The organism is Salinivibrio sp. VYel1 (assembly GCF_009377945.1).
Lineage (GTDB): Bacteria > Pseudomonadota > Gammaproteobacteria > Enterobacterales > Vibrionaceae > Salinivibrio > Salinivibrio siamensis.
The window spans coordinates 197,974-214,004 of sequence record NZ_RSAM01000003.1 but is presented as its reverse complement, the minus strand read 5'-3'; the positions used below and the strand labels follow the sequence as shown (position 1 = coordinate 214,004).

Annotated in this window: 15 protein-coding genes; 6 read left to right on the top strand and 9 right to left on the bottom strand. The window is 51.3% G+C overall.

Annotated features, from left to right (window positions below; genetic code table 11):
• Positions 1-33: 33 nt before the first annotated feature.
• Positions 34-1,209 (top strand): cell division protein FtsZ, encoded by a 1,176-nt coding sequence (gene ftsZ, locus EHW58_RS04865; RefSeq protein ID WP_046073972.1) that lies wholly within the window; start codon positions 34-36, stop codon positions 1,207-1,209.
• Positions 1,210-1,326: 117 nt separating this feature from the next.
• Positions 1,327-2,244, top strand: coding sequence for a UDP-3-O-acyl-N-acetylglucosamine deacetylase (lpxC, locus tag EHW58_RS04860; protein WP_046073973.1), 918 nt, complete (start codon positions 1,327-1,329; stop codon positions 2,242-2,244).
• A 105-nt stretch (positions 2,245-2,349) separates the two neighbouring features.
• On the opposite strand, the gene EHW58_RS04855 is transcribed toward lpxC, so the two are convergent.
• Positions 2,350-2,808, bottom strand: a complete 459-nt coding sequence (locus EHW58_RS04855; RefSeq protein WP_046073974.1) for a DUF721 domain-containing protein — start codon at positions 2,806-2,808, stop codon at positions 2,350-2,352.
• 484 nt (positions 2,809-3,292) lie between these two features.
• On the opposite strand from EHW58_RS04855, the gene secA reads away from it, so the two are divergent.
• Positions 3,293-6,025, top strand: a complete 2,733-nt coding sequence (gene secA / locus EHW58_RS04850) for a preprotein translocase subunit SecA (protein WP_077606084.1) — start codon at positions 3,293-3,295, stop codon at positions 6,023-6,025.
• A gap of 62 nt (positions 6,026-6,087) precedes the next feature.
• Positions 6,088-6,483 (top strand): 8-oxo-dGTP diphosphatase MutT, encoded by a 396-nt coding sequence (mutT, locus tag EHW58_RS04845; protein ID WP_077606085.1) that lies wholly within the window; start codon positions 6,088-6,090, stop codon positions 6,481-6,483.
• A 43-nt stretch (positions 6,484-6,526) separates the two neighbouring features.
• Here the strand turns inward: mutT and yacG are convergent, their stop codons facing one another.
• The 8 genes from yacG to nadC all read right to left on the bottom strand — a co-directional run bounded on the left by yacG (position 6,527) and on the right by nadC (position 13,553).
• On the bottom strand, positions 6,527-6,727 hold the full coding sequence (gene yacG / locus EHW58_RS04840) for a DNA gyrase inhibitor YacG (protein WP_069363361.1): 201 nt from the start codon (positions 6,725-6,727) through the stop codon (positions 6,527-6,529).
• A gap of 10 nt (positions 6,728-6,737) precedes the next feature.
• Complete coding sequence (gene zapD, locus EHW58_RS04835) at positions 6,738-7,478, bottom strand: cell division protein ZapD (protein ID WP_077667360.1); 741 nt, start codon at positions 7,476-7,478, stop codon at positions 6,738-6,740.
• A gap of 23 nt (positions 7,479-7,501) precedes the next feature.
• Positions 7,502-8,116 carry a dephospho-CoA kinase gene (coaE, locus tag EHW58_RS04830; protein WP_152795062.1) on the bottom strand — a complete coding sequence of 205 codons (615 nt, stop codon included), beginning with the start codon at positions 8,114-8,116 and terminating at the stop codon, positions 7,502-7,504.
• Positions 8,116-8,985, bottom strand: a complete 870-nt coding sequence (locus tag EHW58_RS04825; protein ID WP_046073980.1) for an A24 family peptidase — start codon at positions 8,983-8,985, stop codon at positions 8,116-8,118. The genes coaE and EHW58_RS04825 overlap by 1 nt, the downstream gene beginning before the upstream one ends.
• A gap of 64 nt (positions 8,986-9,049) precedes the next feature.
• Complete coding sequence (locus EHW58_RS04820) at positions 9,050-10,264, bottom strand: type II secretion system F family protein (protein WP_046073981.1); 1,215 nt, start codon at positions 10,262-10,264, stop codon at positions 9,050-9,052.
• 9 nt (positions 10,265-10,273) lie between these two features.
• A complete protein-coding gene (pilB, locus tag EHW58_RS04815; protein ID WP_370517144.1) occupies positions 10,274-11,998 on the bottom strand; it encodes a type IV-A pilus assembly ATPase PilB in 1,725 nt (574 codons plus the stop codon).
• Positions 11,964-12,401, bottom strand: coding sequence for a prepilin-type N-terminal cleavage/methylation domain-containing protein (locus EHW58_RS15960; RefSeq protein WP_152795060.1), 438 nt, complete (start codon positions 12,399-12,401; stop codon positions 11,964-11,966). The genes pilB and EHW58_RS15960 overlap by 35 nt, the downstream gene beginning before the upstream one ends.
• Before the next feature lie 246 nt (positions 12,402-12,647).
• Positions 12,648-13,553, bottom strand: a complete 906-nt coding sequence (gene nadC, locus EHW58_RS04805) for a carboxylating nicotinate-nucleotide diphosphorylase (protein ID WP_046073983.1) — start codon at positions 13,551-13,553, stop codon at positions 12,648-12,650.
• A gap of 159 nt (positions 13,554-13,712) precedes the next feature.
• Between nadC and EHW58_RS04800 the strand changes: the two genes are divergently transcribed.
• Both EHW58_RS04800 and EHW58_RS04795 read left to right on the top strand, forming a co-directional pair.
• Complete coding sequence (locus EHW58_RS04800; protein ID WP_152795058.1) at positions 13,713-14,708, top strand: ABC transporter substrate-binding protein; 996 nt, start codon at positions 13,713-13,715, stop codon at positions 14,706-14,708.
• Positions 14,705-16,009: a diguanylate cyclase domain-containing protein gene (locus EHW58_RS04795; protein ID WP_077606093.1), complete on the top strand. Its 1,305-nt coding sequence runs from the start codon at positions 14,705-14,707 to the stop codon at positions 16,007-16,009. The genes EHW58_RS04800 and EHW58_RS04795 overlap by 4 nt, the downstream gene beginning before the upstream one ends.
• Positions 16,010-16,031: the final 22 nt, after the last annotated feature.

Sequence of the window (16,031 nt, the reverse complement as noted above, 5' to 3'; positions counted from 1 at the left end):
CCCTGATGCGAACAGGAAGGACGGAGAGAACTCATGTTTGAACCGATGATGGAAATGTCTGACGATGCGGTGATTAAGGTCGTCGGCATTGGCGGTGGCGGTGGTAACGCCGTTGAGCATATGGTGCGTGAGTCAATCGAAGGGGTTGACTTTATTAGCATTAACACGGATGCCCAAGCACTACGTAAAAGCAGCGTAGGCACGGTCATTCAAATTGGTGGTGATATCACTAAAGGCCTAGGTGCGGGGGCTAACCCACAAGTAGGTCGAGATTCTGCCCTTGAAGATCGCGATGCGATTAAAGCTGAGCTCGAAGGTGCCGATATGGTATTTATCGCAGCCGGAATGGGCGGTGGTACAGGAACCGGCGGAGCCCCCATTATTGCGGAAATCGCGAAAGAAATGGGAATCCTGACCGTTGCTGTGGTCACTAAACCATTCAGCTTTGAGGGTAAAAAGCGACTCGCTTTTGCAGAGCAAGGTATCGAAGAGCTGTCAAAACATGTTGACTCGCTGATTACGATCCCGAACGAAAAACTGCTTAAAGTGCTAGGTCGTGGGATTACATTGCTCGATGCCTTTGCCAAAGCAAACGACGTGCTACGCAACGCCGTGCAAGGGATCGCCGAGTTAATCACGCGCCCAGGTCACATCAACGTCGACTTTGCGGATGTCCGCACTGTGATGTCAGAGATGGGACACGCGATGATGGGTAGCGGCGTGGCAACCGGCGAAGATCGCGCGGAAGAGGCAGCAGAAATGGCCATTTCTAGCCCGCTTCTTGAAGACATCGACTTAGCCGGTGCGCGCGGTGTGCTGGTGAATATTACCGCAGGCTTTGATATGCGTCTTGATGAATTTGAGACCGTGGGTAACACCGTCAAAGCGTTTGCATCAGACAATGCGACTGTGGTGATTGGGACATCGATGGACCCAGAGATGAGCGACGAGCTGCGTGTGACTGTCGTGGCCACCGGAATTGGTAATGAGCGTAAGCCAGATATCACCTTGGTGACCAACTCACAGTCTGGGCAAGCACAGGCAGAGCCGAAAAAGGCACAGCCTTTGCAAGAGAAACCTCAGGCGGCAAGTGCAAACCCTGCGGCGAAAGAGCAGCCTGCTGCATCGTCTTCGAATGCAGCACCAAAATCGCAGACCGAGCATGATTATCTCGATATTCCTGCGTTTTTGCGTAAACAAGCTGACTAATCGCAATTGCTTGGTTTGTAGCCAGTGATGTGCTACCATCACGCTCCCCTTGTCTAAGGTGACAGGGTAATGAGTGACACAGAGCACACTTTTTTGAGAAAAAGTTGAGATAAGCCGATGATTAGACAGCGAACATTGAAAAGTATGGTCCAAACGACTGGTGTGGGTCTCCACTCTGGGCGTAAGGTTACGCTTACTCTGCGTCCGGCTCCTGCCAATACCGGTGTGATTTACCGTCGCACAGACATGGAGCCACCGGTCGATTTTCCGGCTAACCCTGAGGATGTGCGCGACACCATGTTGTGCACCGCCTTAGTCAATGACGCGGGTGTTCGCATCTCAACCGTTGAGCATCTCAGTGCAGCAATTGCAGGCATGGGGATCGATAACATTATTATCGAAGTGGACGCGCCAGAAATTCCAATTATGGATGGCAGTTCAAGCCCGTTCATCTTTTTGCTGCAGTCTGCGGGTATCGACGTCCAAAACGCGCCAAAACGGTTCATTCGCATTAAAAAGCCTGTTCGCATTGAAGACGATGACAAATGGGCGGAGTTGCTGCCGTATAACGGCTTCCGTCTTGATTTTGCTATCGAATTCGACCACCCCGCGATTGAATCTGAGCAACAAAACCTGGTACTAGACTTTTCAAGCCAGTCTTTTATTAAAGACTTGAGCCGGGCTCGTACCTTCGGTTTTATGCGTGACATCGAGTACCTGCAGTCACAAAATTTGTGTCTGGGCGGCAGCTTTGACTGTGCCATCGTGCTGGACGATTATCGTATCTTGAATGAAGAAGGCCTGCGCTTTGACAACGAACTCGTCAAGCATAAGGTGTTGGACGCTATCGGTGACCTTTACATGTGTGGCCACAGTATCCTCGGTGAGATGCGCGCGTACAAATCGGGCCATGCACTGAACAACAAACTGTTGCGCGCGGTCTTGGCCGATCAAGAAGCTTGGGAGTGGGTCACGTTTGAAGAAACCGACACCTCACCGGTCGCATTTGCTGAGCCGGGGATGGTCTTGGCCTAAGCCCTGTCTGATGCGGTAGGCGGTTGCACGGTAACAGCGCAATGCACCATACTGAGGCAGAATAAACCGCTAATACCCAGAGATTGATAGATAAAAAGCCAGAGCTCACTCTGGCTTTTTTTGATCCTCGGCGAGTTTGGCCAACGCCTCGAACCGTGCTTTTAGTTTGGGAGAGGCATTGTCACCTAGTGCACGCAGTAACTCACCCGAGGCTTGACTAAGGTGGCGGGACGGCGCGGTTTCTTTGTCTTCTCGATCGGCGGCGGCGAGTGCCGGGTTAATTTTCACTTCAATGGTTGTTAGGCTTGCCAGCCCTTTTTGACGTAATACCGACAATAAATGTTGTCGTTCGTAGTTCAGTCGCATCGCCCAGGCGGCGCTACCGGCTTCTACCACCAATACGCCATCACGATAATTGGCGACGCGGCAAGCTTTTGATGTCTCACCGGGTAACAAGGCTAAGATCAGCTTGTTTAGCTTGGCGAGCTCAACCGCTCGCTGAGCAATATTATTGGGGTCGCTCTCCAACAGATGGAGGGTAGAGCGGGGACGGTGGTCTCTCATCGCGCAATAACTGCCTTTTTTGTCATCAATTCGGCGCCTGAACGGGCGCACAGCGTCTAATTTTCGCTAATTGATCCCTTGAGTATTGGATTTGTCATAGGATGTGAAAGTAATTTACCTTATCATACATGCTCCACCTCGGCATGTAGCCTACCGGGTTGATATATCGGTATGTCCTGAGGTGATCACCGTAGAGTGAAAAAACCATTCACAGGTAAGTGTCGCATGGGTAAGGCGATGGCGGCGTATTTTTTCCGTGCCATCTACCACATTTACATTCAGTCACGTGGAAATCGTTGTGAAGTGGCGTCATCGCCCTTGAATTCTGTCCGATTTGGCTCCACTTAAGGTAGATGCGTTTTGGCATCTTGTGTTGAATCGATGAGCTTAAGCCAACCCGCGTTTGAACTGAAACACGCCAGCATAGAGGCAGTGTAGCGGCCGCCCATGTGGGAAAACCATTAAAAAGAGTACCGGCAACGCCATGTTATCGAAAGTCCTGACTAAAGTTATCGGAAGCCGTAATGACCGCACCTTGCGTCGGCTGAGAAAAGTTGTTGATGAAATCAACAAACTCGAACCCCAATTTGAAGCATTGAATGATGATGCGCTGAAAGCGAAAACCGTTGAATTCCGCGAGCGCCTTGATCAAGGTGCCGAGCTTGATGACCTCCTTCCTGAAGCCTTTGCCACTGTACGAGAAGCCTCTAAGCGTGTATTTGGCCTGCGCCACTTTGACGTGCAAATGGTCGGCGGTATCGTACTCCACAATGGTCAGATTGCGGAAATGCGCACCGGTGAAGGTAAAACCCTGACCGCGACGCTACCTTCTTATTTGAACGCCCTGACCGGAAAAGCGGTTCACATTGTGACGGTGAATGATTATTTGGCGGAACGTGATGCCGAAACCAACCGTCCGTTGTTTGAGTTTTTAGGAATGACGGTGGGCGTCAATGTCCCCAACATGCCGCCGGAGGCGAAAAAAGCCGCTTATGCGTGTGATGTACTTTACGGTACCAATAACGAGTTCGGCTTTGACTATTTGCGTGACAACATGGCGTTTCGAGCAGAAGACCGTGTGCAACGCGATCGCTATTTCTCGATTGTCGATGAGGTTGACTCGATCCTCATTGATGAGGCGCGTACGCCTCTGATTATTTCTGGGCCAGCAGAAGACAGCTCGGAGATGTATCAGCGTATCAATGCCTTGATCCCAAGCCTGAAACAGCAAGAGCAAGAAGATACCGAAGACTATCAAGGTGATGGCCACTTCACGGTCGATGAAAAAGCCAAGCAAGTGTACATGACCGAAAATGGTCAAGAGTTTGTCGAAGACTTGCTCAAGAAAAACGGCTTGATGGAAGACGGCGATACGCTGTACTCACCGGCAAATATCAGCCTGATTCATCATATTAATGCCGCATTACGCGCGCACGTCTTGTTTGAGCGCGACGTTGATTACATCGTTAAAGACGATGAAGTCATCATCGTGGATGAGCACACTGGGCGTACCATGCCGGGACGTCGTTGGTCAGAAGGCTTACACCAGGCGGTGGAAGCCAAAGAAGGGGTGAAAATTCAAAACGAGAACCAAACGCTGGCCTCGATCACCTTCCAAAACTTCTTCCGTTTGTATGACAAACTCTCAGGCATGACAGGGACCGCGGACACCGAGGCGTTCGAATTCCAGTCTATCTATGGCCTAGACACCGTGGTTATCCCGACTAACCGCCCAATGGTGCGTAAAGATCACGCCGATCAGGTCTACATGACCGAAAAAGAAAAGTTTGCCGCTATTGCGGAAGACATCAAAACACGTGCCAAAGCCGGTCAACCGGTATTGGTCGGAACGGTATCGATTGAAAAATCTGAATTGTTATCGAATGCCTTGAAAAAAGATGGTATCAAGCACCAAGTGCTCAACGCCAAATTCCACGCCCATGAAGCCGATATTGTTGAGCAAGCCGGTTACCCAGGCACGGTAACGATCGCCACTAACATGGCCGGTCGCGGTACCGATATCGTGTTGGGTGGTAGCTGGAAACAAGTGCTGGGTGATGTTGAAAACCCGACCGATGCGCAAGTAGAAGCGGCGAAAGAAAAATGGCAGCAGCTTCATGACCAGGTCGTTGAAGCGGGTGGCCTGCATATCATTGGTACTGAGCGTCATGAATCTCGTCGTATCGATAACCAGCTGCGTGGTCGTGCTGGTCGTCAAGGTGACCCAGGCTCAACCCGTTTCTATTTGTCGATGGAAGATTCTTTGATGCGGATCTTCGCCTCAGAAAAAGTCTCTAACATGATGAAACGATTAGGGATGGCCGAAGGCGAAGCCATTGAGCACCCATGGGTCAATAAAGCCATTGAAAACGCACAACGAAAAGTAGAAGGGCGTAACTTTGACATCCGTAAGCAACTGCTCGAGTTTGATGATGTCGCCAACGATCAGCGCAAAGTGGTGTACGAGCTGCGTGACGCGTTACTGGTGTCAGAAGATATCAGCGAAATGATCGAGCACAACCGCGAGGATGTGGTTAATAACATTGTGAACCAGTACATTCCGCCACAATCGCTAGAAGAAATGTGGGATATTGCTGGCCTTGAAAAGCGCCTTAAAGCGGATTTTGATCTCGAATTGCCGATTCAGCAATGGCTAGATGAAGACGACAAGCTGTATGAAGAGTTGTTGCGCGAGCGCATTCTGACGGCCTTGATCGAGGTTTATAAAGGCAAAGAAGAGGCGGTAGGGGCAGAAACCCTGCGTAACTTTGAAAAAGCAGTGATGCTGCAAACCTTGGATACGCTTTGGAAAGAGCACCTCGCGGCGATGGATCACCTCCGTCAAGGTATTCACTTACGTGGCTATGCGCAGAAGAACCCGAAACAAGAGTACAAGCGCGAATCGTTTGAGCTGTTTGAGGGCATGCTAGAAGCGCTGAAAACCGATGTGGTGACAACGCTTAGCCGAGTGCGTGTTCAGCAGCCGGATGACGTTGAGCGTATGGAAGCCGAGCGCAAAGCGCGCGCAGAGCAGGCCGCGCAAAAGCAGCAAGTTAACCATGCGCAAGCTGATAACCAGTTTGATGATAGCGACAGCGCCGAACAAGGTGGCAGCGGCAACGAAACCGTGGTGCGTGATGGACGTAAAGTTGGTCGTAATGAGCCTTGTCCTTGTGGATCAGGGAAGAAATTTAAGCAATGTCACGGTAGAATCTAAGCCCTGACCATGCATTATCAAAAAGGCCGTTTATCGGCCTTTTTTTATTATCAGGAGAGACCATGAAACGGGTAAGTATTGCCGCTGGCATTATTGTTAATCCGACACAAGACAAAGTCTTTATCACTCGCCGCCATGCTCACGCGCATCAAGGGGGAAAGTGGGAATTTCCTGGCGGAAAAATTGAGGGGAGTGAAACCCCGCAACGGGCACTGCTGCGTGAATTAAACGAAGAAGTCGGGATTACAGCAAAAGCGGTCAGCCCCTTTATATCGTTGGACTTTGACTTTCCCGACAAAGCATTAAGTTTGGATTTTTTCTTGGTCTGTGACTTTGAGGGCGAGCCGCAAGGCTGTGAGGGGCAGGAGGGTATTTGGGCACCGATTGCCGAATTGGATAACTATCCGTTTCCCGAGGCCAACGATGCGGTATTAGAAAAAATTCGCGCTCGGTTCTGAGCGCGAGAGAGGCGTTGGAGAAAAGTGAACAGGGGCAGAGCGTTTACTCGTGCTGCCCTTCTGACCAGAGATCATCATCAGAAAGGTCAGGGGCCCCGGGGATGGCTTTTTCTTCACTGGCCCATTCTCCCAAATCAATCAACTGACAGCGTTTACTGCAAAATGGACGATGTGGGCTGACCTCTCCCCAAACCACAGGCTGTTGGCATGTTGGGCATTTGACAACGGTAGGGGCATCACTCACGTGGATCTCCTTAACAAACACTGATATGAACAGACATATTGTCGGCGACCTCGTGATCGTCGTCAAATGGCATAAAGCGGATCGCGAAGCGGTTTTTGTGCCCAGACACTAACGGGTAAACCCCAAGATCAGGGGATATCTTAAGCCGAATTAAGCAGGCTCCATCCGCCTCTTGCTGGTAAAAGCCTTGTTGGACGTTGGCGGTTCCCCCGTGTGCGCTTTCACGCGTGAGCTGCAGCCAGAACGCCAAAGCGTGGCGTAATGGTGCTAGGGTTTCCATCCAGGCCTGAATCGCACTTTGTCGTGCGGCAAGCGGTTGATGGAGCCAGTAATGGAAATTGGGTAGATCAAAGCTACAGCTCCCCCCTGGAATCGAAAAGCGCTGCTTGATGCTGGTTAAAAAGCGATCTTCTTTTAACGCTTGGCCGAAGCGTTTGGCTTGCAATACCGCGCGTTGGTGTGCGGCGAGTTGATCGAGTAGCTGGTTGAGCTGTGTCTGATCGACTTGGGGGACGTCAGCCCAGGCTTTGAGTTTTTTCTTGAGTTTGTCCAAATCCTTGGCGAGATCCGCTTTCACTTGCACCTGCTCTAAAATCTCCTGTAGGTCAAACAGGCTGCGGAAAAATTGAATATGGTGGCAGGGCGCAGAAAGCCCGCTCACTTCGTCCAGTTGAGAGAGCAGGTACTCCAGGCGCAAGTAAATTCGCACCTGTTCATTGAGTGGGTGTTCATACAAAGTGAGGCTGGTCATAAGCGTTTAGCTGTCCTGTCCGACTATGGGTCGACGTTTGCCTGGGTTGCCAAGGTTAAATACGTGTGATGTAAGGCATCAACTTGCCGATCAAGTTCCGCTTCGGTTTGCGTATTATCGATCACATCATCGGCGACGGCGAGGCGTTGTGAGCGACTGGCTTGTGCGGCCAAAATCGCGTGAACTTGTTGTTCGCTCACGTGATCACGCGCGAGCGTGCGCGCGATTTGTGTTTGCTCGTCAACATCGACGACCAACACCCGTTGCGCCAATGACGTCAGGTTATTCTCTACTAACAAGGGCACCACAAGCAAACAATACGCTGAACTGGCCTGCGCACAGGCTTGGATCATGCGTTGGCGGATCATGGGATGAAGCAGGTTATCGAGCCATTGCTTGTCGTCTGGATGACTAAACACTCGCTCACGAAGCCAGGCACGATCTAGGCTGCCATCTGGGGTTAATGCCGGCGTGCCAAAACGCGCGACAATCGCGGCCAGACCATCACTACCGGGAGCAACCACCTCACGGGCGATCACATCGGCATCAATAATATCAATGCCCTTGGCGGCAAAACGGTTGGCAACCGTGCTTTTACCACTGCCAATCCCTCCGGTTAACCCGATCACAACGGCCATTAGCGTACTCCTAGAATTTGTGAAAGGTACCAGTGTAACAGGCTGTCGCCCCAAAGCAGACTTAGCCAGCCTGCGACAGCAATAAAGGGGCCAAAGGCAAACGCGTGTTGCAGACTTTTTTGTTGTTGGCGCAGTAATAGTGCCCCGACGATGGCGCCACTCAGTGAGGCGAGTAAAATCAGTAGCGGTAAGGCTTGCCAACCGACCCAAGCGCCCAGTGCCGCAAACAGTTTAAAATCACCATAGCCCATGCCTTCTTTGCCAGTGGTCAGCTTGAATGCCCAAAAGAGGCTCCATAGGCTGAGGTAGCCTGTCATGGCGCCGATGACACTGTCTGTGAGTGAGACAGGGCTGATCCCCAAGAGTGCGAGAGCGATCCCAGCCCAAAGGAGTGGCAGGGTAAGCTGATCGGGCAGCAACAGGGTTTCCCAATCAATGAGGGTCAGCGCCAGCAAAGTGAGGCTGGCCGCCATCACCGCGACGGCCCACGCCGGTGAGGAAATAAGCCATGCCGGTAACACACAGACAATAGCACTGGTGACCTCGACCAGTGGGTAGCGCGGACTAATCATCGTGCCACACTGACGGCAGCGGCCTTTTAACATCAGCCAACTGAGCAAAGGAATATTATCGTACCACGCAATCGGCTGCTGACAATCTGGGCAGTGTGAGGCGGGAAGACACAAATCAAAGCGCTGCGCGTTAGGGGCGTCAATATTAGCATCGGGAAACGTGGCCAAGCATTCTTGCCGCCAACGCCGCGCCATCATGATTGGCACGCGCGCGATGACCACATTTAAAAAGCTACCGACAATCAGACCAAATAAGCCAGCAAAAAAAATGAATAACGGTGATGAGAATATCAACATGGTACCTTCTGGGCATGAACCTTGTGCGCATCATAGCGCCTTGTCGCGAGAGACTCTATCTTGGCTAGCCAAGAACAGACATCAGATTAAAAATGGGTAGATACATGGCCACCACTAAGCCGCCAATTAATAGCCCTAGCACTAAAATTAACAGGGGCTCAATGATTTTACCGAGATTGTCCACGGTGTTGTCGACCTCGGCTTCATAGATTTGTGCGATGCGATTGAGCATATCATCGAGCGATCCCGACTCTTCGCCAATCATTACCATTTGCGTCACCATCACAGGGAAGCTATTACTGTCGCGCAAGGCTTGGTAAAGCGGAATACCAGTGGCCGTGTGCTGATGCACGGCGTTAAGCGCGTGAACATAATACGCGTTGGTCATGGATTTCGTCGCGGCTTGCAAGCCAGAGAGTAACGGAATACCGGCACTAAAGGTGGTGGCTAAGGTGCGAGAAAATTTGGCAATGCAGGCTTTGCCAATCACTTCACCAATGACGGGGAATTTGAGCAGCCAGCGGTCATAGTGATATCGGTAGGTCGCGTTTTTACGCTGCAGTAATTGATGCGCAGCGGCAAGGCCCGCTACGACAACAGTCATGGTTAAGGCGTGCTGACTGACGATATCAGACAAGGCGAGCACTTGTTGGGTGAGCCAAGGCAGTTCTGCCCCGAAGGAGTCAAAAATATGTTTAAACTTCGGGATCACGAATACCAGCAGGTAGGCACTGACGCCTAATGCCACGCTGACCACGATGCTGGGATAGATCATGGCTTTGATGACTTTACTGCGAAGCAACGCCTGCTTTTCACGGTATAGAGTCAGGCGAGCAAAGATCTCCGGCAGTTGCCCGGTTTGCTCGCCCGTTGCGACTAAATCGCAATAAAAGCGATCAAACAAGGGACTTGCGTGCGCCAACGCATCACTCAAATTGGTACCCGCCTCCAGTTGCTGGCGGATATGACGCACCAGTAAGCGCATTTCGGCTTTGACCTGATTGAGCGCGATGAGGTTGAGGGCTTGCACGATAGGGATCCCAGACTCAAGCAAGGTGGTGAGATCGCGGGAAAATTGGGTGATATCTGCTGCTTTGGCTTTATGACGACGCTGCTGAAAGCTCGATAGTCGGCGGCGAATAAGGCGGCTGGGGACAATAGATTGGTTGGCTAGCTCTTGGCGTGCATCTCGCTCGGTATAGGCGAATACTTGCCCTTGTTTTTCGCCGCTTGCGGCGGCTTGGCGCCAATGAAAGATAAACAGGGTGGGTTTGGCCATGACGACTCCTTAGGCAAGTTGAATAACGCGGGTAAGTTCTTGAATACTGGTGCTCCCTTGGTTGAGTTTGGCAACGCCAGAGTCGGCCAACCGCCACATGCCTTCTTCGGTAGCCAGTTGGGTCAGTTCAATGGCACTGGCATTGCGGTAAATGGCGTCAGCAATGGCTTCGGTCACGGGAAGCACCTCGTATACCCCTGTGCGGCCTTGATAGCCCTGATAGCACTGATAACAGCCGTGGGGGTTAGCCTGGTACAGAGTACTTGGGGTTAGAGACGGATAGAGGTTAGCCAAGAACTGAAGGCGAGGATCACCAGACGGATGCGGTTGTTTGCAAATAGGGCATAAACGGCGTACTAAACGCTGGGCCACTACCAAGCTCAGAGAGCTAGCAAGATTGTAGGGCGCAATGCCCATATGGGCTAAACGGGTGATGCTCTCGGCCGCTGAATTGGTATGCAGGGTTGATAACACCAGGTGACCGGTTTGCGCGGCCTTGATCCCGATTTCAGCGGTGTCGAGATCGCGAATTTCCCCCACCATCACCACATCGGGATCTTGACGCAAAAAGGCACGGAGTGCGGTGGCAAAATCTAAACCAATGGCCGTGTTGACGTTGACTTGGTTGACGCCTTCTAGCTGGATCTCAACCGGATCTTCGATGGTGGCAATATTACGCTCGGGCTGATTGAGATACTTTAACCCACTGTACAAAGAGACGGTTTTGCCGCTTCCGGTTGGGCCGGTAAACAAAATCATGCCTTGCGGTCTATCCAGTGCCTCTTGATAGTGCCGGCGCTGCCACTCGGTTAAGCCTAAATCATGCAGCGTCAGTTGCTGCTGGCCGTTATTCAACAAGCGCACCACCACCTTCTCTCCCCACACGGTCGGTAAGGTGGAGACGCGCATATCGACGGTGTGATCGGCAGTAAGGGTCAGCTTGATGCGTCCGTCTTGTGGTAAGCGTCGCTCGGCAATATTAAGTTGGGCTAAGATTTTGAGTCGAGTCGACAGCCGCCGCGAGACCCCCGCAGGAGGATGAGCATAGGTGTGCAATAAACCGTCCTGGCGAAAGCGAATTTGGTAGTGCTGCTCAAAGGGCTCAAAGTGCACGTCGGAGGCGTTTTTACGCACTGCATCCACCAAGATCTGCTGAATGTAGCGACTGATCGGCGCCTGATCGCTTTGTAGCTCGGTGCTGTCTTCTTGCGGGCTATCGGTGACGGTCAGGGCGACTAAGTCCTGATCGCTGATAGTCATGCCATCGTGGGTGCCATCGATATCTTCGCCGTACAAGTGACGCAGCGCGGCATCCAAATCCGGCTGACTGAGCACTACCAAACGAACATTGAGCCCAGTAGAAAAGCGAAAGTCGGCGACCGCCTCTGTGTTATCTGGGTCACTGACGCCGAGCAGTAGCTCTTGGCCTTGCTGAGCAAGCGGCAGCACTTGATGACGCTGAATCAAATCGCGCCTATCTAGGGCATAGCAGGTGTCTTTAAACGGATACTGATGGCTCTCCACGAACGGAAGGTGATGCTGACTCGCGAGGGTGTGGGCGAGCGCGGTGGGGTCAACGCCTGCATCGAGTAAATGCGCGAGGCTGAGCGACACATTGTCGCCAATGCCCAACGTATGGCGCTGGGCATCACTCAACAAACCAGATTGATATAACGGAGCGGTTGGGATCATTGGCTGCTTATGCTTTTTTACATCCTTTAATATCACCATCATCGAAAGTTTCTTTCGTTGTGTATTTACATACCCAAGCAAGCTTGTTTTTCTCAAAGGTAATTTCTGTTCCGTTAATCGAGCTATTATTATTAAACGAGACTTTCAGCTCAGTCCCTTTATCATCTTCGCCTTCTTTAGGGCCCGAGACCTTGACTGTTGCCAGCTCGCCTAGGTTCTTAGCGTCACCCAAGGCTTTTTTAAATTTATTCAATGAATCGCCACTATTTTCATCCAAATAAAGATCTAACCGTGTAAGGAGAGCACGGCCTGATGCTAACCCTGAGTTAAATTCAGCAATTTTCTGTTTATTAACATAAGCGGGAACGGCGATAGCCGATAGCGCTGCGATAATGCCGACGACGATCAGTAACTCAATCAAGCTAAACCCTTGTTGCTTTTTCATCCTATATTTCTCCTCTCAATGATGGTCGGCCGCCAACGCGGTGGCCGCGAGTGCAGCGACTTTACGCTGGTGTGTGACGCAAAAAAGAGGGCGAATATGAGTTTGAGAGTGAAGGGTAAAAGCCGGATGTAATGGTGTTTTTTTCTACTGTAGTATTCGACTGACAACAAATTTTTTGTCACGAAAGCGCGATAAAAAAGGCCGCCCATCGTGGGCGGCCTGGTCGAATCTGAGCGAGCGTACGTATTATTGAAAACGCATGGATAAATCGAGCGCAGTCACGTGCTTGGTGAGTGCGCCGACAGAAATATAATCCACCCCGGTGGCGGCGTATGTTGCCAGCGTCTCTAGGGTGACATTGCCCGAGACTTCCAGCGCAACGCGGTTTTGGTTTAACGCCACCGCTTCACGCATCATCGGCACACTAAAGTTATCCAGCATGACAATATCGGCGCCTGCGTTAATCGCTTGTTGCAGCTCATCCAGGGTTTCGGTTTCTACTTCGACCGGTTTATCAGGATTAAGTCGGCGCGCCGCTTTGACGGCGTTCTCTATCCCGCCACAGGCGAGAATATGATTCTCTTTGATCAAATAAGCATCAAACACACCAATACGATGGTTATGGCCACCACCGCAGGCAACAGCGTATTTGAGGGCACTGCGCAGTCCCGGAATGGTCTTACGCGTGTCGAGCAATTTGGTGTGGGTGCCGTTGAGCGCTGCCACATAGGTGGCGACCTTACTCGCACACCCAGAGAGGGTTTGAATAAAGTTCATCGCATTGCGTTCACCGGTCAACAAGACACGCGAGGGTCCCTGTAAGGTACACAGCGATTGGTTGGCGGTGATGGCGTCGCCGTCCTCGACATGCCACGTCAAGGTGACTTCGCCACCGAGCTGATGAAACACTTCATCCGCAAAGGCACGGCCACAGAAAACGCCATCTTCTCGGGTGATCAATGTGGCGGTGGATACTGAGTCTGCCGGAATGAGGCTGGCGGTTATGTCTTTACTGGCGTCGATCTCGCCACCCAGATCTTCTCGCAGTGCGTCGGTCACCGCGCGGGTCACGTCGGCGCTGAGGTGAGAGGTGAGATAGGCCAGGCGGCGCTCGCTGTCATGGACAGCATGAAAAGGGGTCGATGTCATCATGGCTTACCGCGGTCATCAAAAAGTGGTCGAATGATAACGCTGGTGATAACGAAATGCAGCTTTTCTCTCTCGTTTCCCCGTATTCGTCTATCTTTTTAATCATATTCTGTCTTTTAACTTGTCTACACTTTAGGCAGGAACAGTCAAAGAGGTGATGCCATGAAGCGAGGGTTAGCGCTGGTGGCCATGATAGCGATCGCGTTCATTGGGTTTCGTGCTTGGCAGCAACTCAGACCTCCGGTGTCCGAGCCATTATCGTCACTGACCATCGCCGTCTCGCTTACCCCCTTATCGGCACCGATTATTGTGGCTAAGGAGCAAGGTTTGTTTAAAAAGCAGGGCATCGACATGACGCTAAAGCCGGTTCATGGGGGCGTAAAAAGCTTTCAATCCTTGATGTCAGGGGAAGTGGACTTAGCCACTACCTCAGAGACGGTGGTGATGTTTAACAGTTTTGAGCGCGATGACTTTAATGTGCTAACTAGCTTTGTCGAGTCAGATAACGACGTAAAACTCTGGTCTATTCGCCGTGAGATTAGCGGCTCGCTGGTGGACGCGCTCGACAAGGCACGCGTTGGCATTGTTGCGTCGAGTGCCAGTGAATATTTCTTTGATTCCTTGCTGCAATTGCACGACATTCCTAGAGATCAGGTGGAAAAAGTTGATTATCCCCCCGAAGCACTGCCCAACGCGCTCCTAGATGAGAAAGTGGATGCGATAGCCATATGGGAGCCCTATGGCTATCAGCTACTCAGGCAGTCTAACCAGCCGGTACAGTCGCTTGACAGTAAAGGCTTGCACAGCCTCTCTTTTCTGTTAGTCAGTGATCGCTTGCTCGTCAATAAGCAACACCAGGACATGCAACGGGTTGTCAGTGCCTTAGACGACGCGGTGAGCTTTATTCATCAGCACCCAGAGCGAGCGAAGGCACAGGTCTCCGCGTATCTTGACATGTCAGACGATAAACTCAGCTGGCTATGGCAAGATTACTTATTTCGCCTTTCATTGAATGACTCATTGTTACTGCGGTTAAAAAACCAAGCGCGATGGGCGCAAGAGGCGGGTTTAGTTGAAGGGAACACGCCGTCATTCCGCCACATACTCAACCCAGGCCCCTTGGTTGAGGCCACGCAAAAAGTGAGTTTATTAGAATGAGGATTGGTCAGCAGCTCAGTATCGTTGTGTATGCTTGCACGGCGCTCACTTTCGTTACGCTGTTAATTACGGTGGAGCTTTTTTATAAGCAAAATCAAATCCAAGCACGGTTAGACAGCATCGTGGCGGTGCATTCGCAGATTGATAGTCTGCGAGGCCGTCTATGGTTGTATCGCCAATACCCCAGCACGCAAACACGTCAAGATGTCCATCAGTCAACCAACGCATTGCGGGCGCAGTTAAGCAGTGATGAAGAGGCGTTACCGCCGCAGTCCGCGCAGTCGATCCGACTCGCGGCAAACAGCATTGATCGCCTATTGGGCATTACCGCCGAGCAATTAGATGATGATCCCTCTGTGGATGACAGGCGTTTGATGCTGTTTTCACGTTTTAATGTGTTACTGCAGGCGATGAGTGAAACCGCTTTTTCGGTGCGTCAGCAAGTCATGCACCAGTCGGGGCAGCAACAGAAAACCCTGCTAGTCGTACATGGTGGCGTACTGGTGGTGTTAGCCTTGTTGGTGACCATGTTTGTGACCAGCTTGCGGCGACGGTTAACACACCGCCTAAAAGCATTGCATTCGACGATTACACAAATAAAGCAAGGTGACTTAACCACTGAATTAACCTTGACTGACAAAGATGAGCTGACTGAGTTGGCTGATCATGTCAATGAGATGAAGCGTGCGCTGAGCCATACCATGGTGGACAAAAAACAGTTGAGCGAAGAAGTCGCACGCCAAACCCAACAGCTTCGTGAACAGCAACACCAACTTAAATTCCTTGCCGAACACGACGAGTTGACGGGCTTATTCAATCGGCGTGCGTTTGAATCGCATGTTGAAGTGGCGTTAATGCGCGCTAATCGCGCCCAAACGAACGCTGCCTTACTGTTTATTGATTTGAATAACTTTAAGCAAGTGAACGACACCTATGGACATGGTGTGGGAGATGAGCTTCTCAAGGTGGTCAGTCAGCGCTTGAAACAATCTGTGCGTCGATCTGATTTGGTTGGCCGCTTGGGCGGTGATGAGTTCATTGTCTGGCTGGATTTGTTAGCCGACAAATCGGCGTTGAATGAAGTGATCACACGTATCCAAGACGAAATGCATGCGCCAATACAGGTTGCCGAGACCTCATTGTCTTTGGCCATTAGTATCGGCGTGAGTTGCTTCCCAACGGATGGACTCGAGCTACAGCAGATGATGAATCAAGCAGATGCCGCCATGTATTACGCCAAAACCCATCCGACAGCGCGTTGTTGCTTGTATTCCAATCTACCGACTGACCAGATAAAGTAGCGATTTTGCTCAAGCGGATCGG